The following is a 21,170-nucleotide window of genomic DNA, read 5'->3' on the forward strand; positions in this document are numbered from 1 at the left end:
GCTGTGAACCCCGTCGTGGACGATCCGCGGGCCCGGCGCCTGCTGGTCTGGGAGGTCGTCGCCGTCTTCGGGGTCTCGCTCGGCATGAGCGGGGTCCGCGCCCTGGTCCGGTTCGTCGGCATCCTCACCGCCCCCGAGGCCATCAACGCCCAGACCTCCACGGTGCTCGGCAGCTACGCCCCCGACCGGCCGTGGCTGGACCTGGCCCTGCAGCTCGTCGCGATCGCGGCGGGACTCGCCCCGGTGTTCCTCGTGGGCTACCTGATGGCCCGGGGCGGGGAGTCCCTGCGGACCCTGGGTTTCGACGGTGCCCGCTTCGGGCGCAACGTCCTCGCGGGTCTGGGTCTGGCCGCCGTCATCGGCGGCTGCGGGCTGGTGCTGTACCTGGGGGCTCGGGGTGCGGGCCTCAACACCAACGTCGCGGCGTCGACGCTGCCCGACACCTGGTGGGCCATCCCGATCTCGGTGCTGGCCGCCGCGGAGAACGGCGTCCTCGAGGAGGTCCTCGTCGCCGGGTACCTGCTGCACCGGCTCTCGCAGCTGGGTTTCCGCTGGCTGCCCGCGCTGCTCGTGAGCGCGCTGCTGCGCGGTTCCTACCACCTCTACCAGGGGGTGGGCGGGTTCGTCGGCAACGTCGCGATGGGGCTGGTGTTCGGCTGGGTCTACCAGAAGTGGGGGCGGACGACGCCGCTCGTCGTCGCGCACACCGCCATCGACGTCGTCGCGTTCGTCGGGTACGCGGCGCTGGTCGGGAAGGTCAGCTGGCTGCCCGGCTGAGCCTCACCCGGGCAGGACGAGGACCGGCACCGGCGAGTGCCGCAGGATCTTCGTGGCCCGCGAGCCCAGGAACACCCGGGCCACCGGACCCTTGGGCCGCGAGCCCACCACGAGGAGTTCCCCGGGTTCCCAGTCGACGGCGTCGACGGCCTCCCGCCACCCTCGCCCGGCCCCCACGACGGCGGTGACGTCGGGCGGCAGGGCTCCCTTGCGGCGCAGCGCCTCGACGCTGCGGTGGGCCTGTTCGAGCCAGGCGTCGAAGACCTCGTCGTCGCCGTCGACGCCGAACCCCGAGCTCCACCCCGTCCGGCTGCGCACCGCGAGGGTCAGCACCCGCAGCCCCGTCCCGACCCGTTCGGCGAACTGCTGGGCGCGGGCCACGACGAGTTCGTCCTCCCCCGCCGCGGCGCAGGTGACCCGCTGCAGCGCGAGCGACCCGCCGCGGTAGCCGCGCGGGGCGAGGGCCACCGAGAGCGGTGAGGAGTGCAGCAGCCGGCCCGCGGTGGACCCCACCGTCACCTGCCCGAGGTGACCGTCGGGCGAGGAGCCGAGCACCAGGACGGCCGCGCCGATGTCGGCCGCGAGGTCGATGAGGCTCGCGGAGACGGACCGTCCCGCGCGGACGTGGAACTGCACGGTGGCCCCGGGGGCGATCTGGTCGAGGTAGGTCCGGGCCGACCTCTCCGCCTGCGCCGCGAGGGATCCGGACCACTCGACGAACTGCGCGTCGGCCTTCGCCGTCGAGGGGGTGTCCCAGGGCTTGGGCAGGACCGTCGCGACGGCCAGCGGGACGCCGAGCGCACGTGCCAGTTGCCCACCGAGGTTCAGGGTGGCGCGGCCGCCCTTCTCGGGCAGGTAGGCGACGAGGACGGTCACCCGTGGCTGCGCGGGTCGGCCGGCGCGGGACGGTGCTGCACGCGACCAGGGTAGCGATCGGCGAACTTCACAGCACGGACACGCTTTCGGCCGCTCCGACGTGCCCGGCTCACCTACCGTGGTGGGTCCGCAGGACATCGACGTCCGTACTCGATCCCTGAGGAGCCGCACCACGTGAACATCAGCACCTCCGTCTGGCTGACCCTGGCCGTCGCCGTCGTGGCCGCCGTCGTGGCCGCCGTCGTCGGCGAGCTCGTCGCCCTCGGTGTCCGCCGCCTCGGCCGCAACCACGAGATCCTCGCCACCCTCGCCCAGCGGGGACGGCGACCCCTCGCGGGGTTCATGGCCACCCTGGCCGCGCAGTGGGCGCTGAAGATCTCCTCCCAGACCGCCGACTGGCAGGGTCCGACGTTCTTCGTCCTGACCCTGCTGACCGTCGCCTTCGGGGCCTGGCTGGCGGTGGTCGCCGCGAACGTCGTCCAGGACGTCCTGCTGCTGCGCTACCGGATCGACGTCAAGGACAACCGCCGCCAGCGCCAGCGCCGCACCCAGGTGCAGCTGGTCAAGCGCGTCGCGGTCGCCCTCATCATCGTCGTCGCCGTCGCCTCGATGCTGCTGACCATCCCCGGTGCGCGCGGCGCGGGCGCCAGCGTGCTCGCCTCCGCCGGCTTGCTCTCGGTGGTCGCCGGCCTGGCCGCGCAGACCTCGCTGGCGAACATCTTCGCCGGGTTGCAGATCGCCTTCACCGACGGGATCCGCGTCGACGACGTCGTCGTCGTCGAGGAGGAGTGGGGCAACATCGAGGACATCACCCTCACCTACGTCGTGGTGAAGCTGTGGGACCAGCGGCGCCTCATCCTGCCCTCCACGTACTTCACGACGACGCCGTTCGCGAACTGGACGCGGAACTCCTCCGACATCATCGGCAGCGTCGACTTCGACGTCGACTGGACCGTCCCCTTCGACGAGGTCCGTGCCCACGCCGAGGCCTTCGTGACGGCCCACCCGCTCTGGAACGGCCAGACCTACGCGCTGCAGGTGACCGACGCGCGGAACTCGTTCGTCTCCTTCCGGGTGCTGGTCAGCGCGAACTCGGGCGGGGAACTCTTCGACCTGCGCTGCGCGGTGCGCGAGGAACTCGTCGCCCTCCTGCGCCGCGAGCACCCGGGCGCCCTGCCCAAGGTCCGGATGGACACCCCGCGGGCCGTCCACATCCCGCAGCAGGAGGGTCACCGCACCTCACGGACGGTGTGACGCAGCTCTCAACGCGGCCGGAGCGGTGACCCGCTCAAGGGGTGCCGGGGGGCGCGTCGACACACAGGCACGTGCCCTTCGCCCTGTTGATCCCTTCCCTCGGTCTCGTCGCCGCCGCCATCGGCATCCTCACGGGGGTGCCGCAGGTGCTCCGCCTGCTGCGCAGCCCCGACGCCAGTGGCCTGTCCTTCTCCTCCGCGGTCCTGGGCGTGCTGAGTTCCGGCAGTTGGCTGACCTACGGGTTCCTGCTGCTCGACCCGGCCCAGCTCGTCGCGAACGTCCCCGGGCTCGCCTGCGCGGTCGTGACCGTCGTCCTCGCCGCCCGTCGTCTCGGCGTCGCCCTGACCCCGGCCCTGGTGTGCGTGGCGGCCTGGGTCCCGCTCGTCGCGGTGGCGTTCCTCCTCGGGGGTCCGGCCCTCGTCGGCGTGGTCGCCACCGCGGTCTCGCTGGTGAAGATGCTGCCCCAGGTCCGCACCGTCCTGCGCCGCGAACCGCTGCACGGCCTCGCGCCCGCGTCGTTCGTCCTGACCCAGCTGTCGGCGACGCTGTGGGCGGTCTACGGCCTCGGGACGCAGCAGCCCTCCGTCGTGGTCTGCTCCGTCGTCTCCGCCGTGCTGGCCGGGGTGGTCCTCTCGCGGCGCTGCCCGCCCCTGGCGGTCGCGCGCGCCCTGCACGAGGGCCGCTTCGGCGTCCCGGGCCGCCTCCTCGTCCGCCCGCTGGTCCTGGCCCGTCGGGCCACCCTCACGCTGGCGGCGTGACCGCCTTCACCAGGTGGACCAGGGTGGTGCCGTGGTCGTCGACGGACTCGCCGGCCCGGACGTAGCCGGCTCGTTCGTAGCGGGCGATGGTCGCCGCGGAATCCCCGCCGGTGAACAACCGCAGCTCGGTGATCCCCTGCGGCAGCGCCTCTTCGAGGGCACCGAGCAGGGCGGATCCCAGCCCCTGCCGTTGCTGGTCGGGGGCGACGGCGAGACGCCCCACGTGGGCGGTGCTCCCCTCGACCCGTCCGCGGACGGCCCCGACGAGGCGGGTGCCGCGCAGGGCGACGAGCACGACCTGTTCCCCGATCGCCGCGCGGACCGCGTCGAGGTCCTCGCGCAACGGGGGCATGGAGGGGTCTCCGTAGCGCTGGGCCTCGCTGACGAAGGCCGCGCGCTGGACGGTGAGCAGTTCCCCTGCGTCACCGTCCACCGCGCGCCGCAGGACTACCGCAGGATCCACTGCCCCGGCTCCGCCAGTGCCTCGACCGACGCCGGGCCCCAGGTGCCCGGCGCGTAGGACTCGACCGCCGGACGGTTCGCGGAGAACCGGTCGATGGCGGTCCACGCGGCCCGCAGCCCCTCGACCCCGGTGAACAGCGATCGGTCGCCGGTGAGGACGTGCTCGATGAGGTGGACGTAGGGCAGCGCGGGCTGCTGACCGTCGAGACCCGGCAGCGGCAGCGTCGCGGTGCCGTCGACGGTGCCGCCGGCCACACCGGGGGTGCGCACGGTCATCGAGACGTCGATCGCGCCGCCGTCGAGCAGCGAGAAGCTGACCGTGGCGGGCTGGACGTCGGCCCCCGCGTAGGGGCCGTCGGCCGGGGCCTTCAGCACGAGGGTGACGCGCTGCTCGTCGGCGGTCATCTTCTTGCCCGAGCGCAGCAGGAACGGCACCCCGCGCCAGCGGTCGTTGTCGATCCACACCCGGCACGCGGCCAGGGTGTCGGTCTGCGAGTCCTCCGGGACGCCATCGATCGCGGTGTAGCCCTCGAACTGCCCGAGGACGACCTCGGCCGGGTCGAGTTCGCGGAAGTCCTGCAGCGCAGCGTCACGCGCGGCCTGCAACGCCCCCGGGCCGAGGTCGGCCGGGGGTTCCATCGCGACGGTCGCGGCCATCTGGAACAGGTGGGTGACGATCATGTCGAGGAACGCGCCGGTCGCGTCGTAGAAGCTCGCGCGCTGCGCGACGTCGAGGGTCTCGGCGATGTCGACCTGCACCTGGGCGACGTGGGTGTTGTTCCAGATCGAGGACAGCCACGGGTTCGCGAACCGCGCGTGGATGACGTCCTGCTGGGCCTCGAAGGCGAGGAAGTGGTCGATCCGGAACACCTGCGACTCATCGAAGACGCGCTGCACCTCGGTGTCGAGCTCCTCGAAGGTCTCCAGCGAGGTGCCGTAGGGCTTCTCGTAGACGACGCGGGCACCTTCGACGAGGCCGTGCGCCGCGAAGGCCTTGGTGGTGGGCAGGAACGCGTCCGGCGGGACGGCGAGGTAGTGCACGACCTGCGCGTCGCCGTCCAGGTCCTCGCGGGCCTGGGCGAGCACGTCGAGCAGCGCGCCCGGGTCCTCCTCGCTGAACCCGCCACCGGCGAAGAGCAGGTGCTGCGCGAAGTCGTCCCAGGGGCCGTCGGCGGGCTGCGGCCCGAACTCCTCGAGCGCTTCGCGGATGAACTCGCGGAACTCGTCGTGGGACAGGTCGCGGCGTCCGCTGCCGACGAGTCGCCACTGCTGCGGGAGCCGGCCGAGGCGGGCCAGCTCGAAGAACGCCGGGGACACGAGCCGGCGGGAGAGGTCGCCCGACGCCCCGTACATGACGAAGATCGTGGGCCGGTCGGTGCTGGACTGCGCTGTCTGCGGTGCGGTGGTCACGTGCGAACGGTACTTGTCCCGGGTCGCGCACCGGGGGCTAAGGTGGTCCCATGACCACCACTGCGTCCCTCCGGGGAGCCTCCGCCGACAGCGCCCACGCGCTGTGCAGCGGTGCGTGGTGGTGGGTGTCGGCGGTCGCCTGACGCTAGCCCGTCCCGGTGGCCGCCTCGTCGAGGAGGCCTTCCCGTGACGGTCCCCTCGACGGTCGGCTCCCCCAGCCCCTCGAGGAGAGAACCCCTGATGACACCCGCTGACGAACTGATCGCGGAACTGCTGGCGCCCGGCGCCGGTCCCTTCGCACTGCTGCGCCGCCTGGACCCGCGCAGCGGCCGGCCCGGACCCGTCGAGGTCCTGCGCGGACCTGTCGAGGTCGTCGAACACCTGGCCGACATCCCGTTGCGTGAGCGCACCTCCCGCGACGCCCTGGCCCTCGTGCCGTTCCGCCAGATCCGCGAACGCGGGTTCGACGTCCACGACGACGGCACCCCCCTGCAGGTCCTGCGCATCGACTCCACCGAGGACCTCGCGCTCGAGGACGCGCTGCGGGCGCTGCCCGACGCCGAGGTCGCGGTGCGCGACGTCGCGCCCGACCTCTCCGACGAGGACTACGCCGCCGTCGTGCGCCGCATCATCGACGAGGAGATCGCGCAGGGCTCGGGCGCGAACTTCGTCATCCGCCGCGACGTGGACGGCGTCATCGACGGGTTCAGCGCGACGACCGCGCTGAGCCTCTTCCGCCGCCTGCTCGTCGCCGAGCAGGGTGCCTACTGGACGTTCGTGGTCCACGTCCCCGGGGACACCGGAGCAGATCGCAGCACGTCGCGGACGTTGGTCGGGGCGAGTCCCGAGGTCCACGTCCGGATGGCCCGCGGCGAGGTCGTGATGAACCCGATCTCCGGCACCTACCGCTACCCCGCGACCGGCCCCGACGCCGACGGTCTCGTGGAGTTCCTCACCGACCCCAAGGAGGTCGAGGAACTCTTCATGGTGGTCGACGAGGAACTCAAGATGATGTGCTCGGTCGGTGACCTCGGCGGCGTCGTGCACGGTCCGTACCTGCGCGAGATGGCGAACCTCGCCCACACCGAGTTCGAACTGCGCGGTCAGACCACCCTCGACGCCCGGGAGGTGCTGCGCCAGACCATGTTCGCCGCCACCGTGACGGGCAGCCCGTTGCAGAGCGCGTGCCGGGTCATCCGTCGGTTCGAACCCTCGGGACGCGGGTACTACGCCGGCGCGCTGGCGCTGCTGGGCACCGACGCCGAGGGCACCCAGACCCTCGACTCCCCCATCCTCATCCGCACGGCCGACGTCCGCGCGCAGGGTTCCACCGCCACCGTCCGGGTCTCGGTCGGCGCCACCCTGGTGCGGGGTTCCACCCCCGAGGGCGAGGTCGCGGAGACGCACGCGAAGTCCGCCGGGGTGCTGCGCGCGCTCGGGGCGCTGCCCCCGCTGCCGCCCCGCACCGGAGCCGACGGGGCGCCCGTCCGCCGGGTCCCGCTCATCGCCGACCCGCGGGTCGCGACGTTGCTGGCCTCCCGCCGCGACCGGCTCGCGTCGTTCTGGCTCGAACCGCAGAAGCAGCCGAGCGGTTCGCCCCTGGGTCGGGCCCTGGTCATCGACGCCGAAGACACGTTCACCTCGATGCTCGTGCACCTGCTGGCCTCGGCCGGGTTGCAGGCCCGGGTGCTGCGCTACGACGACCCGACGCTGGACGCGGAGCTCGCCGCGCACGACGGTCTGGTGCTGCTCGGTCCCGGCCCGGGTGACCCGGAGGACTCCGGCGACCCGCGGATCGCGCGGTTGCAGGAACTCGCCGCGCGGTTGTCGGCCGCCGCGCGCTCCGGCGGGAACCCGTTGCTCGGGGTGTGCCTGGGGCACCAGCTGCTGTCCGGAACTCTGGGTCTCCCGTTGCGCCGCAAGAACGCTCCCCACCAGGGCACCCAGCTCGACGTCGACCTGTTCGGCACGGCGGCGACCGTCGGGTTCTACAACAGCTTCACCGCACGGGTCGACGAGGCGTCCATCGCACGCCTCGCGGGTGAGGGCATCCACGTCGCGACCGGTCCCGCCGACGAGGTCGTCGCCGTGCGCGGGGAGGGTTTCGCCGGGATCCAGTTCCACCCCGAGTCCGTCCTGACCCTCGGCGGCCCGGACGTCCTGCGTTCCCTGGTCGAACCCCTGCTCACCTCCCCCTGACCAACTCCTGGGAAGTTTTCCACCCTTCCCACAGGGTGGAAGGGTGGGAAACTCCCCAGGAGTGCTCACCACGGGAGCCGGTGCCGGGGACGGGCGAAGTCGGCCGGTCGCAGGTCGTTCATCGGCGGCCACTCGATGGCGCGAGCGATCTCGAGCATGACCCGCTGCGCCGGCCACAGGTTCGCCCAGCGGTACCGCAGCACGGGAAGGTCGGCCTGCACCACGAGCAGCCTCTCGCGGGTGGCGTCGGCGTCGCGCTGCCGGAGGTCGTCGTGGTACCCGCCGTCGAACTCGAGGGCGAACACGCGACGTCGCCCCCGGACCAGGAGGTCGGGGAACCGCAGGAGCGACCCGTCCGGGGTGGTGAGGAGGAGGGACGGGTTCACCCAGGGCTCGGGCAACCCGGCCAGGACGACACACATCCGCAACCGGCTCTCCCCCACGGAGCGGGACGCACCGTGGCAGAGGGACAACGCGGTCCGGGCGTAGTCCACGCCGGGCCATCGACGGTGCCTCTCCAGGTACTCGGCGAACAGGGCCAGGTCCAGCCCGGCGGCGGCGAACGTGTCGAGGACGGACACCCGCTCGACCAGCGGGACGTCGCGGAGGAGGTCGAACACCGTCCGGATCCGGCTGGTGACGAGAACTCCACCGACGACCACCGTGTCGTCGTCCTCCGCGCGCAGCACCTGCCGACGGGACCGGTGCACCGCCCGCTCGATCCCGGCCCCGGCCGGCCCCCGGATGGTGACGAGCGGAACGTCGACTCCCGGCGGCGGGGTCCACACCCCGTGGATCCACGCCGCGGTCAGACCGGCGAAGACCACCCCGCCCGGGGCCGCCAACCGCAGGGCGTGCACCCGCACCGCGTCGTCGACGGCGACGTCGCGGTGCACGTACACCCCGGTGTGCAACCGACGCCACACCGCGGACTCGAGCTGGCGTCGGGACAGACCCGCGTCGAGGGCCTGAGCCACCGTGAACGGGTGGCGGGCGAGGGCACTGGGTACCCGGGGACGACGCGGCATCCGTCGATGGTGCGAGAGGTCGACGCGACGCTCACCGGTTCGTCCACAGAGCGCCGTCCGCACTCAGCCTGTGCACACCGGGATGACCCCTGCCTCGGCAACTTCTGGGGAACGTTCCACCCTTCACCGACCCCGGAAGGGTGGAAAGTCTCCCAGGAGTTGGTCAGGGGTGGCCGGGGCTGACCAACCCGATCTCGTAGCCGAGCACGACGGCCTGGACGCGGTCACGCAGCCCGAGCTTGGTGAGGATGCGGCTGACGTGGGTCTTGGTCGTCTGCTCGGCGATGAACAGTTCCGCGGCGATCTCCTGGTTGGACAACCCGCGGGCGATGCAGACGAGCACCTCGCGTTCGCGCGGGGTGAGGTCGGCGACGGCCGCGGGGACGTTCACGCCGCGGGTGCGGGTGGCGACGAAGTGCTCGATGAGGCGTTTCGTGATCCCCGGTGAGAGCAGCGAGTCGCCCACCGCGACGGCCCGCACGGCGTCGACGAGGACCTCGGGCGTGGCGTCCTTGAGCAGGAACCCGCTGGCGCCGGCCTGCAGGGCCGAGAACACGTAGTCGTCGATGTCGAAGGTCGTCAGCACCAGCACCTTCGGCGCCGGGTCGAGCCCCGCGGCGAGGATCGCGCGGGTCGCGCCGAGCCCGTCGAGGACGGGCATCCGGACGTCCATCAGCACCACGTCGGGGTGCACCGCGGTCACGACCTCCACGGCCTGTTCACCGTCGGCGGCCTGCCCGACGACCTCGATCCCGGGCTGGGCGTCCAGCAGGGCGGAGAACCCCGCCCGGATCATCGCCTGGTCGTCGACGACCACGGCCCGTACCGTTCCCGAGGAGCTCACACCCCAGGTTCCCACGGCAGGGACACCCGCAGGAGGAACCCACCGTCGGGGGTGGGCTCCGCGCTCACCGAGCCGCCCAGCAGCGACGCCCGTTCCCGCACGCCGACCAGCCCATGCCCGCCGGAATCGGGGGCGGGCGGGAAACCTTCGGGAGCGACGCCGTTGCGGACCTCGACGACGACCCCGGGGTCGGTGCGCAGCACGCTGACCTCGACGCCCGCCCCGGTCGCGTGCCGCACGACGTTGGAGAGCCCCTCCTGCACGATCCGGTGCACGGCGATCCCCAGGGCCGACGGCAGCGACGGGTCCCGCAGCGACGGGTCGACGCGCACCCGGACGTCCGATCCCGCCCGGCGGGCGCCTTCGACGAGTTCCACGAGCCCGTCCATTCCGGACCGCGGGGCGAGTTCGACCCCGTCGGAGCGGCTGCGCAGCACCCCGAGCAGCGTCCGCATCTCGGCCAGCGCGGTGCGCGACTGGGCGGCGATGTCGTCGAACTCGGCCCGGGCCGCCGGGGAGAGGTCCGGGATGCGGTACTGCGCCGTCGTGGCCTGGACGCCGATGACGGACATGCTGTGCGCGACGACGTCGTGCAGTTCGCGGGCGATGCGGTTGCGCTCCTCGACGACGACCCGCCGGGACTGCTCGAGCTCGGTGTCGCGGCGCGAGCGGGCCAGTTCCTCGCGCACCCGTCGACGTGCGCCGACGGCGCTGCCGATCCCCAGCGCCAGCAGGGAGTTCGAGCCGTAGACGACGAGGTTCGCGCCGGAGTCGTCGGAGAACCCGCCGAACAGCCCGGCCACGGCGACGGTGAGCGCGAGGCTGCCCACCCACGCGGTCACCCCGACCCGCCACAACCGCCGCACCCCCAGGACCAGCAGCAGCGCGGCGAACGTCAGCAGCGAGGGGACCGTCCAGGGCCACGGCCCGGCCTGGGGGTCGGCCCCCACCGCGACGAGCAGCACCCCGGTGAGCGCCGCGATGACCCCGAGGTCGGCCCGGAAGAGCACGAGCACGAGACCGCCGCACTGCATCAGGACGGCGGCCAGCGCCCACCCGGCCGGAACCCCGTGCACCGCGGCGTCCACCGGAGCCCCGACGGCGTACAGCGCCACCGCCAGGAGCACCACGGCCACCCGGCCGGAGAGGAGCGGCCGCAGCGCCTCGGGGACCCGGGGTGGACGAGGCAGACGCGGCCGGGTCCGGGGCGCCCGGACCGGCGGCTCAGGCCGGCTGGAACGACGCAGCAAGGAGCCCACCTCCCGATCGGATCCTCGCCAGCGCGGCCCCGACGACGGTCTTGACCCCCAGCAGGAGACCGGCGACGGCCAGCCCGGCGAGCACCGCGAGCCAGGGCCGGTCGAGGATCCCCTCCACGCGGGCCGCGAGGTGCTCCCCCGTCAGCATGCCGAGCCCGACGAGGACGCTGACCCGCACGGCGGTCAGCAGTGCCGTCCAGCCGAGGAACCGGCGGTAGCCGACGGCGGCGTAGCCGGCGGCGAGGAAGGCCGGCACGGCACCCACGTCGACGAGCTTCGCCCCGGCGACGACCGTCCCGAGGTGGTCGGAAGCCTTGCGGCACAGCAGGTCCTGACGGTCCGGGGTGAAGCCGAGCTTCGCGCTGAGGCGCGCGACCCACGGGTGGCCCCCGGCCCGGCGACCGGCCCGCCCGAGCAGGTAGAGCCCGCTGTCGAGGAGCAGGTCGATCCCGAAGGCCAGCAACCACACCAGGAGCAGCGCCGCGTGACCGGCCCCGACCAGGGTGCCGCCGGCGAACGTCGCCACCGGCCCCTCCAGCACCATCGCGGGCGCCAGCACCGCGTACGGCGTCCCCACCAGCACGTCCACCCGAACCACCCGACCTCTCGACTCCCGCAGCGACGACGCCAGTCAACCGGTTCGGGCCCACGGGCGTCGTCCCCCACCGGAGCCGCCTGCACGTGCGACCCAGGTAGGGGGTGGTCCTCAGAGGCGGGGGTCCACGGGTTCGGACTCCAGCGCCAGGACGGCGAAGGTGCACTCGTGCACGCGCCACAGCGGCTCGGCCCGGGCGGCCCGTTCCAGCCCCTCCAGGCCGAGGGCGTACTCGCGCAGGGCCAGCGACCGCTTCCGGCCGAGACTGCGCTGCCGGATCCGCTCGAGGTTCGCGGGTTCGGTGTAGTCGGGGCCGTAGACGATGCGCAGGTATTCCCGGCCCCGGACCTTGAGGCCGGGCTGGACGAGTCCCCGCCGGGTGCGGACCCGGTTGGCGAGGGGTTTCACGACCATCCCCTCGCCCCCGGCGTCGGTGAGCTCGCTCCACCAGGCGACCCCGGAGGCGCTCGACTCCGCGTCGGCGGTGTCGACCACGATCCGCCGGGTCGGCGCGATCCGGTCCGGGGCCACGGCGACGAGGCGGTCGGCGATCCCCAGGTGCCAGTCGTGCGGGCGGTCGGCGAAGGTGTGCCCGGCCGCGCCGAGCAGCGCGAAGGGGGCCAGCCGCACCCCGTCCAGCCCGTCCGTCGGCCAGCAGTAGCGCCGGTAGGCGTCGGTGAAGGCGGCGACGTTGGTGGCGCGGGACGCGGTGCGCGACAGCAGGTCCCCGAGGTCGAGCCCGCGCCCGGCGGCCTGCTCCAGGACGCCCACGGCGAAGGGCAGCGCCGAGCGACCGGCCGCCCCGACGGAGGCGTACTGCTCGCGCAGCAGCGGACCCGCCTTCGCGCTCCAGGGCAGCAGTTCGGCGTCGAGCAGCAGCCAGCCGGTGTCGAACTCCTCGAACAACCCGGCCGCCTCGGCGGCGGTCCGCAGCTCCTCGACGAGCGCCGCGGTCAGCGCGGGGTCGAAGAAGCTGCGCCCGGTGCGGGTCCAGATCGCCCCCAGCGCTCCACCGGGTGCGCCGAAGCGTTGCACGGCAGCTTCTTCGTCCCGGCAGAGCAGGACCAGCGCCCGCGATCCCATGTGCTTCTCCTCGCACACCACGGTGTCGACGCCGTCGGCGGCGAACGCGCTGAACGCCTCGTCGGGGTGCTCGAGGAACCCTTCCCGCTTCGACGTCGCGACGGGCGACATGGTGGGCGGCAGGTGGATCAGCCAGCGCGGGTCGAGAGCGAAGCGGGACACGACCTCGAGCGCGGCGGCGGCGTTCTCCTCCCGGACGCTGATGCGACCGTGGTCGGCGGTCTCCACGACGCGGCGGCCCTGGACGTCGCCGATGTCGAGGACGTCGGGGTCGCGCAGCACCGCGCTCTGCGGTGACAGCGTCCCGGCCACGGGGAACGGGCGGGCCGGTGCGTGGTGGACCGCCCGGGCGGCGACGGAGACGAGTTCCTTCTCCGGCCAGCGCAGCGCCGTGAGGTGGCCGCCGAAGACGCAGCCGGTGTCGACGCAGATCGTCCCGTTGACCCACTCCGGTTCCGGGACCGGGGTGTGGCCGTAGACGACGGTCGCGCGACCGCGGTAGTCGTTCGCCCACGGGTAGCGGACGGGCAGCCCGAACTCGTCGGTCTCCCCCGTGGTCTGGCCGTAGAGGCAGAAGTCGCGGACGCGACCCGAGGCGCGCCCCTGGTACCTCTCCAGGACCCCGGCGTGCGCGACGGCCAGCCGGCCCTCGTCGAGGACGTAGTGCGAGACCAGGGAGTCCAGGAACTCCACCACGCCCGCGCGGAACTCCTCGGTCTCCGCGGCGAGCTGCTCCAGGGACTCCGCCAGCCCGTGGGTGACCTGCACGTCACGACCTCGCAGGGCGCGCAGCAGCTTGTGCTCGTGGTTGCCGGGGACGCAGAGCGCGTGGCCGTGGGCGACCATCCCCATCACCAGGCGCAGGACACCGGGGGTGTCGGGCCCGCGGTCGACGAGGTCGCCGACGAACACCGCCCGCCGCCCCGCCGGGGGCAGTGCGTCGACGGCCCGCCCCTCCTCGTCGTGGACGAGACCGTAGCCCAGCCGCCCGAGCAGGTCGAGGAGTTCCTCGCGGCAGCCGTGGACGTCGCCGACGACGTCGAAGGGACCGGTCTCGTCGCGGCGGTCGGTGTAGAGGCGGGTGCGGGTGACGGTGACGTCGTCGACCTCGGCGGGGTCGCGCAGCACGTGCACGGTGCGGAACCCCTCGCGCGGCAACCCCTTGAGGCTGCGCTTGAGGTCGGCCTGCTGGCGGCGCAGGACGTGCGGACCGAAGTCGCGGTCGGCGCGGTGGCGGTTGCGTTCCGCGCTGACCGCCTCGGGCAGGTCGAGGACGATCGCGACGGGCAGCACGTCGTGCGCGCGGGCCAGCGCGACGAGCGACTTCCGCGCGGACTGCTGGACGTTCGTCGCGTCGACCACGGTGAGGCGGCCCGCGGCGAGGCGCTTGCCGACGATGAAGTCGAGGACCTCGAACGCGTCCTTGGTGGCGGACTGGTCGTTCTCGTCGTCGGCGACGACACCGCGGGCCCAGTCGCTGGAGACGACCTCGGTGGCCTTGAAGTGGCGGCGGGCGAAGGTGGACTTCCCCGACCCGGTGGTCCCGATGAGGACGACGAGACTCATCGCGGGGACGGTCAGTTCGCGGCTCACGCGGCGACCCCCTTGCTGAACACGGCCAGCTGCGTCGGGGTCCCCACGGCGGGGTCCTCGTCACCGACCCCGAGCGTGGCGACGGAGTAGCCGAACCGGGCGCAGACGCCGCCGGCCCACTGCGCGAACTCGGCGCGGGTCCACTCGAAGCGGTGGTCGGCGTGGCGGAACCCGTTCTCGAACAGGTCGGGGTAGTTCACGTTGTACTCCGCGTTGGGGGTCGTGACGATCACCGTCGTGGGGGCGGCCTCACCGAAGACGACCCGTTCCAGGGCGGGCAGCCGGGGCGGGTCGACGTGCTCGACGACCTCGGAGAGGACGGCCGCGTCGAGGCCGTTCAGCCGTTCGTCGCGGTAGGTGAGGGCGGACTGGAACAGCCGCACGCGGTCGGGGTCCGGCATCCGGTCCAGGTGGAGGCGGCGCGCGGCCTGCTGCAGCGCCCGCACGGACACGTCCGTGCCGAGGATCGAGGTGTACTGCGCGTCGGCGGCCAGGGCGGCCACGAGCTGCCCCTGTCCGCAGCCGAGGTCGGCGACCCGGGCGGCGCCGGACTCGCGCAGGACGGCGAGGATCGCGGCGCGACGGTGCTCCTTGAGCGGAACCCGCACCTCGGCGTCCTCGGGTTCCTCGACGGGGCCCGCGGTGCCGTCGACGTCGACGAGCCGGTCGAGGGCGTCCACCACGAGGTGGCGGCGGTGGGCGAGGTAGCGGGCGGTGATGAGGTCCCGCTCGGGGTGGGCCGCGAGCCAGTCGCCGCCGCGACGCACGAGCTTGTCGATCTCCTCCTCTCCCACCCAGTAGTGCTTGGCGTCGTCCAGGACGGGCAGCAGGACGTAGAGCTGCGCCAGGACGTCGGCGATCCGCGCGCGGCCGACGAGTTCGAGGTCGACGTAGCGCGAGGTCCCCCACGTCGGCACCGTCTCGTCCAGCGGCAGGTCGCGGGTGGTGACGCTCCAGCCCAGCGGCTCGAAGAGCCGGCGCACCAGGTCGGCGCCGCCGTGTCGGGCGGGGACGGCGGGGAAGCGGACCTGCAACGGCCAGCGCAGGTCCACGAGCTCCGGACGCGAGGTGCAGCGCGCGGCGAGGGCGGTGGAGAAGGTCCGGCCGAGGGCGACGGCGAGCATGCTGGACGCCGCGTAGGGGCGGTCGTTGACGTACTGCCCCAGCACGCTCTGCGTGTCCCCGCGGGCCGAGCGGACCAGCCCGACCGGGTCGACCTCCAGCAGCACCGCGAGCGTGGTCTGCTCCGGGGTGTTCTCCGGGTAGAACACGTGCGTGGTCACCGCGCCCTGCTCGGTGGTGAGGACACGGTCGGGGTGCTTGTGCAGCAGGAACCCGAGGTCGCCCGCGGGCACGTCGGGCGCCGGTCGCTGTGCGGTGAGGGTCAGGATCACCGGTCCAGCTGATCACGGATGGCGGCTCCGGCGCACGGGAAAAGACGAAGGCCCGGACCGTGTGGTCCGGGCCTTCGTCCTACTGGTAGCGGGGACAGGATTTGAACCTGCGACCTCTGGGTTATGAGCCCAGCGAGCTACCGAGCTGCTCCACCCCGCGTCGTGATGACAACGGTACGCCACCTCGGCCGCACGGCAAAATCCGTTGCGGGAGAGCAGTACCGCGAACGACGAAGGCCCGGACCGTCTGGTCCGGGCCTTCGTCCTACTGGTAGCGGGGACAGGATTTGAACCTGCGACCTCTGGGTTATGAGCCCAGCGAGCTACCGAGCTGCTCCACCCCGCGTCGTGGTCCTCACGGTACGCCACGAACGGGGTGAGCCCAAATCGCCGGGGGAACGACGAAGGCCCGGACCGTCTGGTCCGGGCCTTCGTCCTACTGGTAGCGGGGACAGGATTTGAACCTGCGACCTCTGGGTTATGAGCCCAGCGAGCTACCGAGCTGCTCCACCCCGCGTCGTGAACACCACGTTACGCCACGACGGCCGCGGGGCCAAATCCTCCCCCTGGGGTCAGGGGGTGGGGGTGCCTGTGGGGTCCGGCGGCGCGGCCGAGGAGGACGGACTGGCCGACGGGCTGCTGCCGTCACCGCCCTCGAGGCGGTTCTGGGCCGCGCTCGCGTCGTTGACGGCGGCGGTGAGGCGTTGCTGCGCCTCGCCGTACTTGGTGAAGTCGCCCGCGGCGAGGGCGGCCGAGGAGTCCTGGATGGCCTGCTTGGCCGTGTTCAGCGCCTGCTGCAGCTCGGTCGCGGGGTCACCGGTCGTGGGGCTCCCCGTGGGACTCCCGGTGGGTGTCCCGGTCGCGCCGGCCGTCGGGGTGCCCGTCGGGGTGGCCCCGGTGGAGGGGGCCGTCCCCGCGTCACCCGCGGTCGCCCCGGCGTTGCCACCGAACACCTTCTTCAGCGCCCCGTCCAGGGTGGTGTCGATGGCGATGGTGTCGCCGAACACCGCCACGACGCGGCTGAGGCGCGGGAAGGAGTTGTCGCCGGTGCTCTGCGCGTAGATCGGTTCGACGTAGAGCAGACCGCCACCCACGGGCAGCGTCAGCAGGTTCCCGTACTTGACCGTCGACCCGCCGCCGAGGGTCAGCAGCCGGACCTGGTCGGCCACCGCGGTGTCGGAGTTGATGTTGTTCTGGATCTGCACGGGGCCGTTGATCGTCGTCGACTGCGGGAGTTCCAGCAGCCGGATCTTGCCGTACCCGGCGTTCTTGACCCCCGTCTCGGCTCCGGCGTTGGAGTCGACCGCGACGAAACCACGCAGCACCTGGGTGCCCGAGGTGTTCGCGTTCGAGGCCGGCACGTACGTCGTGGTCAGGCTGAACGTCGGCTCCTGCTGGTCCGGCATCGCCAGCGTCAGGTAGTACGGCGGCTGCTTGGGCCGGGTGGCACCGGTCGGCACCTCCACGGTCGGGTCTGCGGGGACGTTCCAGAAGTCCTGACCGGTGAGGAAGGAGGACGGGTCGGTCACGTGGTACTTCTCCAGGACCTCGCGCTGGACCTTGAACATGTCCTGCGGGTAGCGCAGGTGCTGCATGAGCGACTCGTCGACGTCGGCGAGGGGTTTCACCGCGTCGGGGAACGCCTTCATCCAGGCCTTGAGCACCGGGTCGGTGTCGTCCCACTCGTAGAGGGACACCTTGCCCGTGTAGGCGTCGACGGTGGCCTTCACCGAGTTCCGCACGTAGTTGACCGTGCGGTCCTGCAACGCCTGCACGCTGCTGCCCTGGGACTGGGTCAGCGCGTCCGTGGTGGCGTCGCCGAGTTCGGTCGCCGCTGCGTAGGGGAAGGAACTCGAGGTCGTGTACCCGTCGAGGATCCAGACGACCCGGCCGTCGACGATCGAGGGGTAGGCGTCACCGTCCATGGTCAGCCAGGGCGCAACCTTCTCGACCCGCTCGCGCGGGGTGCGGTCGTAGAGGATCTTCGAGTCCGCGGTCACCGAGCTGGACAGCAGGAGGTTCTGGTCCCCGAACTTCAGCCCGTACACCAGCTTCTGGAGCAGGTTCCCGACGGCGACGCCGCCGGACCCGTCGTACTGGGTCGTGGCGAACCCCGTCGCCGAACCGTCGGGGTAGTCGATCTCGTTGTCCTTGCCGCCGACGACGGAGTAGTCCGTCGTGCCCTCCCCGAAGTAGATCCGGGGCTGGTCCAGGCCGAGGTCACCCGTGGTCGGGACGTTGGCCTCGAGGTAGCTGGGGCTGCCGTCGGGGGCGCGGGAGTTCCCCTGGGCGACGACGACGCCGTAGCCGTGGGTGTAGATGGTGTGCTCGTTGACCCAGGTCCGCTGGTTGGGGGCCAGCCCCGCGAGGTTCAGCTCGCGGGCGGCGACGACCGCGTCCTGGGTCCCGCTCTCGGTGGCGTAGCGGTCGACGTCGAGGGTGTCGCCGAACTTGTAGTACCCGCGCTGTCCCTGGGTCTGCTGGAACGCCTCGCCGACGACCGCGGGGTCGAGCAGGCGGACGCTGGGGATCGTCTGCGCGTCGGCCGACAACTGCCCCTGGGTGGCCGTGGTGTTCGCGGCGTAGTCGGAGACCTCGACGTCGGAGAGGTCGTAGGCGTCCCGGGTCGCGTCGATGTTCTTCTTCACGAAGTCCGACTCGAGGCTCTGCCGGTTCGGGGTCACCTGGAACTTCTGCACGGCCCACGGGTAGATGCCGCCGATCGCGATGGCGCTCACCACGAGCAGGCCCGTCCCGATCGCGGGCAGCCGCCACGACGAGCCGACGGCGGCAGCGACGAAGAGCAGGGCGACGACGATGGCGATGAGCGCCAGGATCGCCTTCGCCGGGAGCACCGCGTTGGCGTCGGTGTAGGTCGGACCGACGACCCCGGTGACGTAGCCGGAGCTGCTCGTCATCACCTCGTAGCGGTCCAGCCAGTACCCGACGGCGCGCAGCAGCAGGAAGGCGGCCGCGAGGGAGGCCAGGTGGATCCGGGCCGCGCGGGTGGTGCGGTCACCGCCGCCGGAGAGGCGCAGCCCGCCGTAGAGGTAGTGGGCGGCCAGCCCGCCGATGCCGGCGAGCACGACGGCCGCGGTGAGGAAGCTCACGAGGAACGTGAACCACGGCAACGAGAAGACGTAGAAGCCCTGGTCCATCTGGAACTGCTCGTCCTTCGTGCCGAAGTCGACGCGGTTCCACCACAGCAGCAGGGTCTGCCAGCGGCTCATCGCCACCGACCCGCCGAAGAGCCCCGCGGCCACCGACAGCACGATCACCACGACGCGGCGCAGCGGTTCCAGCGACTCGCGGTAGCGGTCGAGACCGGCCTGCTCGGTGGAGACGGGCGCGTAGACGGGACGGGAGCGGTACCCGATCGTCAGCGACACCGCGACGGCCGCCGCGAGCAGCCCGCCCCCGACGACGAAGAGGACGATCTGCAGCCACAGCTTCGTCGTGAAGGTGGACAGGAAGCCCAGCTCGTCGAACCACCACACGTCGGCCGTGATGCGGGCGCCGACCATCACGGCGATGACCACCCCCACCAGGATCAGGATGGTCGGCAGGGCTGCGCCACGGCGACGACGCCGGAGCACAGGCCGAGAGGGGCGGCGCGGGGGGAAGCTCACAGTTCTGCAACTTACAAGCCCCCGTCCGGGTGCCCCGAGTCGTCCCGGTTCCACGCATCGTGACCACTTCGTTGTCACCCTCCTGTCACGACCGGGTCGCTGGGCGGTGAACGTGCACGCCCGGTGCAGATCCGGTGACCTGACGGGGCCTTCCCGGGCCGCGAGCGGCGACGTGGAGGCGGCCGGCCGGTCGTTCGTGCCACCATGCGGGCCGTGAGTTCCGACGCGTTGACCTCCCCGCCCCCCTCCTCCGGCCCCTCGGGCCTGTGGCGGACCGTCGCCGAGATCGAGCGCTACGTCGCCTCCGACGGCTGGGGAGCGCCGCTGCGGTTGTTCGCCCTCGTGCGCACCGCGGACGCGCTCCAGCGCGATCCCGGCCTGGAGTGGCGCCTGCCGTCCAACGTCGTCGACGAGGCCCGTGCGGACGCCGACCACCTCACCTCCGTCGAGCAGGAGGGCGTTCCCGACGTCGCCGACCTCGACGACCTGCTCGCGCAGCTCGCCTGGCCCGACGGCGTCGACGGGGCCGCGCTGGTCGTGGAGAAGATCCTCGTCCCGCCGGACGCCGAGGCCGAGGTCCGGGCCGCGACCTCCGCCGACGACGAGGAGGGTCGCGCGAAGGCCCTCGCCGCGCACCCGCTGGCCGAGGACGTCCGGATCGCCGTCGGCGTGCTGCGCGACAGTCGCCACGAGTGCGCCGTGCGCTCGCGCTCCAAGGACTCCGACGGCGAGGTCCGGACGGGTGCCGACCTCGTCCCCGGCCTCGTCAGCGCCCTGCAGGCCACCCTCTCCGACTGATCACGACGAGGCGTCGTCGCAGGTGGTGAGGGTGGAGCCTTTGCCCGCGCCGATCGCCTCGACGGCGGTGCGGGCCTCGTGCAGGGTCGAGATCGGGACGACCGTGATGCCGTCGGGGGTGGCGCCCGCGACCTGGGCGCACTCCGCGCGCGGGGCCAGGAACCACGTGGCTCCGTCGGCCTGCGCCCCCAGCACCTTCTGGCGCAGGCCGCCGATCTGCTCGACCGTGCCGTCGGCGTCGATGGCTCCGGTGCCGGCGATGTGCTGCCCCCCGGTCATCGCGCCCGGGGTCAGCTCGTCGACGATGCCGAGCGCGAACATCGTGCCCGCGCTCGGGCCGCCCACGTCGTCGATGGCGATGTCGATGGTGAACGGGAAGCGGTAGTCGACGTAGGGGGTGATCCCCAGCAGCGTCGTCCCGTTCGCGCTGACCGTCCTCGTCGCGACGGTCAGCGGCTTCCCGCCGCGGGTCAGCCCGATGCTCACCTCGGCGTCACCGGGGAGGGCGCGGATCGCGCTCTGCAGCGCCGGGAAGTCCGCGATGGCGGTCCCGTCGAGGGTCGTGATGACGTCGCCGGCGCGGAGGACCGCGCCGGCCGGGGCGTCGGAGGCCACCGAGTCCACCTGGGTGGTCGTCGTCGCGGGGACCTCGATCCCGAGCTCGGTGAGGGCCGCGACCTTCGCGTTGGTCTGCGAACCGGTCATCTCGGCCGCGCTGGCCGCGTCGGCCTCCTGCTGGGTCTGGGTCGGCGGGAAGTACAGCGCGCGCGGGACGACGTTCACGGCCGGGTCGACCCAGTCGGCGAGCAGCTCCCCCAGCGTCATCTCCAGACCGGGACCCCCGCGCAGCGAGACCGTCGTCAGGTCCAGCTGCCCCGTCGTGGGGTAGGTCTCGCGCCCCGAGATGCTGATCAGACCCTTCGTGTCCTTCGTCGCGCCGGCGATGACGTCCGTGACGGGTCCGGGGCTCAAGGCCACGTACGGGACGTGCACGACGCTCAGCAGCGCGGCGATCAGCACCGCGGTGAAGGCGGAGACGGCCAGCAGCGTGCCCCGCGGGCTCAGCGCGGTGGAGCGCCCCCGGGGCAGCGCCGCGGAGGACCCCCCGGGCTCGGGCGAAGCGATCGACTCACCGGGGGACGCGCTCGACACCACCTCAGCCTACGTTCGCCGAGGGTGAAGAAGACGCGGGAGGCGGAACGCACACCGCC

16 protein-coding genes and 3 tRNA genes are annotated in these 21,170 nt (G+C 72.7%); 5 read left to right on the forward strand and 14 right to left on the reverse strand.

What is annotated here, in order from left to right; genetic code table 11:
• Positions 1-3 precede the first annotated feature (3 nt).
• Positions 4-777: a CPBP family intramembrane glutamic endopeptidase gene (locus OG218_RS06215; RefSeq protein WP_328292335.1), complete on the forward strand. Its 774-nt coding sequence runs from the start codon at positions 4-6 to the stop codon at positions 775-777.
• Positions 778-780: 3 nt separating this feature from the next.
• Here OG218_RS06215 and OG218_RS06220 read toward each other — a convergent pair whose 3' ends face one another.
• Positions 781-1,653 (reverse strand): universal stress protein, encoded by an 873-nt coding sequence (locus tag OG218_RS06220; RefSeq protein WP_328292336.1) that lies wholly within the window; start codon positions 1,651-1,653, stop codon positions 781-783.
• A gap of 174 nt (positions 1,654-1,827) precedes the next feature.
• Between OG218_RS06220 and OG218_RS06225 the strand changes: the two genes are divergently transcribed.
• Entirely contained in the window at positions 1,828-2,907 is a 1,080-nt protein-coding gene (locus OG218_RS06225) for a mechanosensitive ion channel family protein (protein ID WP_328292337.1), read from the forward strand.
• A 71-nt stretch (positions 2,908-2,978) separates the two neighbouring features.
• Positions 2,979-3,665 carry a SemiSWEET family transporter gene (locus OG218_RS06230; RefSeq protein WP_328292338.1) on the forward strand — a complete coding sequence of 229 codons (687 nt, stop codon included), beginning with the start codon at positions 2,979-2,981 and terminating at the stop codon, positions 3,663-3,665.
• Here OG218_RS06230 and OG218_RS06235 read toward each other — a convergent pair.
• Both OG218_RS06235 and OG218_RS06240 read right to left on the reverse strand, forming a co-directional pair.
• Entirely contained in the window at positions 3,649-4,098 is a 450-nt protein-coding gene (locus OG218_RS06235; RefSeq protein ID WP_328292339.1) for a GNAT family N-acetyltransferase, read from the reverse strand. The genes OG218_RS06230 and OG218_RS06235 overlap by 17 nt on opposite strands.
• Positions 4,099-4,112: 14 nt before the next feature.
• Positions 4,113-5,537, reverse strand: coding sequence for a glucose-6-phosphate dehydrogenase (locus tag OG218_RS06240; protein ID WP_328292340.1), 1,425 nt, complete (start codon positions 5,535-5,537; stop codon positions 4,113-4,115).
• A 240-nt stretch (positions 5,538-5,777) separates the two neighbouring features.
• Here OG218_RS06240 and OG218_RS06245 point away from each other — a divergent pair, with 240 nt between their 5' ends.
• On the forward strand, positions 5,778-7,736 hold the full coding sequence (locus OG218_RS06245; protein WP_328292341.1) for an anthranilate synthase family protein: 1,959 nt from the start codon (positions 5,778-5,780) through the stop codon (positions 7,734-7,736).
• Positions 7,737-7,801: 65 nt separating this feature from the next.
• On the opposite strand, the gene OG218_RS06250 is transcribed toward OG218_RS06245, so the two are convergent.
• The 10 genes from OG218_RS06250 to OG218_RS06295 form a co-directional block, all read right to left on the reverse strand.
• Positions 7,802-8,764 (reverse strand): hypothetical protein, encoded by a 963-nt coding sequence (locus OG218_RS06250; protein ID WP_328292342.1) that lies wholly within the window; start codon positions 8,762-8,764, stop codon positions 7,802-7,804.
• 163 nt (positions 8,765-8,927) lie between these two features.
• On the reverse strand, positions 8,928-9,581 hold the full coding sequence (locus OG218_RS06255) for a response regulator transcription factor (RefSeq protein WP_328292343.1): 654 nt from the start codon (positions 9,579-9,581) through the stop codon (positions 8,928-8,930).
• Positions 9,582-9,604: 23 nt separating this feature from the next.
• Positions 9,605-10,744 carry a sensor histidine kinase gene (locus OG218_RS06260; RefSeq protein ID WP_328292344.1) on the reverse strand — a complete coding sequence of 380 codons (1,140 nt, stop codon included), beginning with the start codon at positions 10,742-10,744 and terminating at the stop codon, positions 9,605-9,607.
• Positions 10,745-10,832: 88 nt separating this feature from the next.
• A complete protein-coding gene (locus tag OG218_RS06265; protein ID WP_328292345.1) occupies positions 10,833-11,456 on the reverse strand; it encodes a hypothetical protein in 624 nt (207 codons plus the stop codon).
• A 117-nt stretch (positions 11,457-11,573) separates the two neighbouring features.
• On the reverse strand, positions 11,574-14,138 hold the full coding sequence (locus OG218_RS06270) for a polynucleotide kinase-phosphatase (RefSeq protein WP_328292346.1): 2,565 nt from the start codon (positions 14,136-14,138) through the stop codon (positions 11,574-11,576).
• The gene (locus OG218_RS06275; protein WP_328292347.1) at positions 14,135-15,532 is read right to left on the reverse strand and encodes a 3' terminal RNA ribose 2'-O-methyltransferase Hen1; all 1,398 of its coding nucleotides are present in this window, start codon (positions 15,530-15,532) and stop codon (positions 14,135-14,137) included. Before OG218_RS06275 ends, OG218_RS06270 begins: the two co-directional genes overlap by 4 nt.
• A gap of 83 nt (positions 15,533-15,615) precedes the next feature.
• A tRNA-Met gene (locus OG218_RS06280) sits at positions 15,616-15,692 on the reverse strand.
• A 109-nt stretch (positions 15,693-15,801) separates the two neighbouring features.
• Positions 15,802-15,878: transfer RNA gene (locus OG218_RS06285), tRNA-Met, on the reverse strand.
• Positions 15,879-15,972: 94 nt separating this feature from the next.
• Positions 15,973-16,049 (reverse strand) — tRNA-Met (locus OG218_RS06290).
• A 55-nt stretch (positions 16,050-16,104) separates the two neighbouring features.
• On the reverse strand, positions 16,105-19,161 hold the full coding sequence (locus OG218_RS06295; RefSeq protein WP_442906370.1) for a UPF0182 family membrane protein: 3,057 nt from the start codon (positions 19,159-19,161) through the stop codon (positions 16,105-16,107).
• Between the two features lie 204 nt (positions 19,162-19,365).
• Here OG218_RS06295 and OG218_RS06300 point away from each other — a divergent pair, with 204 nt between their 5' ends.
• Positions 19,366-19,959, forward strand: a complete 594-nt coding sequence (locus tag OG218_RS06300; RefSeq protein WP_442906371.1) for a PPA1309 family protein — start codon at positions 19,366-19,368, stop codon at positions 19,957-19,959.
• Here OG218_RS06300 and OG218_RS06305 read toward each other — a convergent pair whose 3' ends face one another.
• Positions 19,960-21,111 carry a YlbL family protein gene (locus tag OG218_RS06305; protein WP_328292350.1) on the reverse strand — a complete coding sequence of 384 codons (1,152 nt, stop codon included), beginning with the start codon at positions 21,109-21,111 and terminating at the stop codon, positions 19,960-19,962. It lies immediately after the preceding gene.
• Positions 21,112-21,170 lie beyond the last annotated feature (59 nt).

The organism is Kineococcus sp. NBC_00420 (genome assembly GCF_036021035.1).
GTDB lineage: Bacteria > Actinomycetota > Actinomycetes > Actinomycetales > Kineococcaceae > Kineococcus.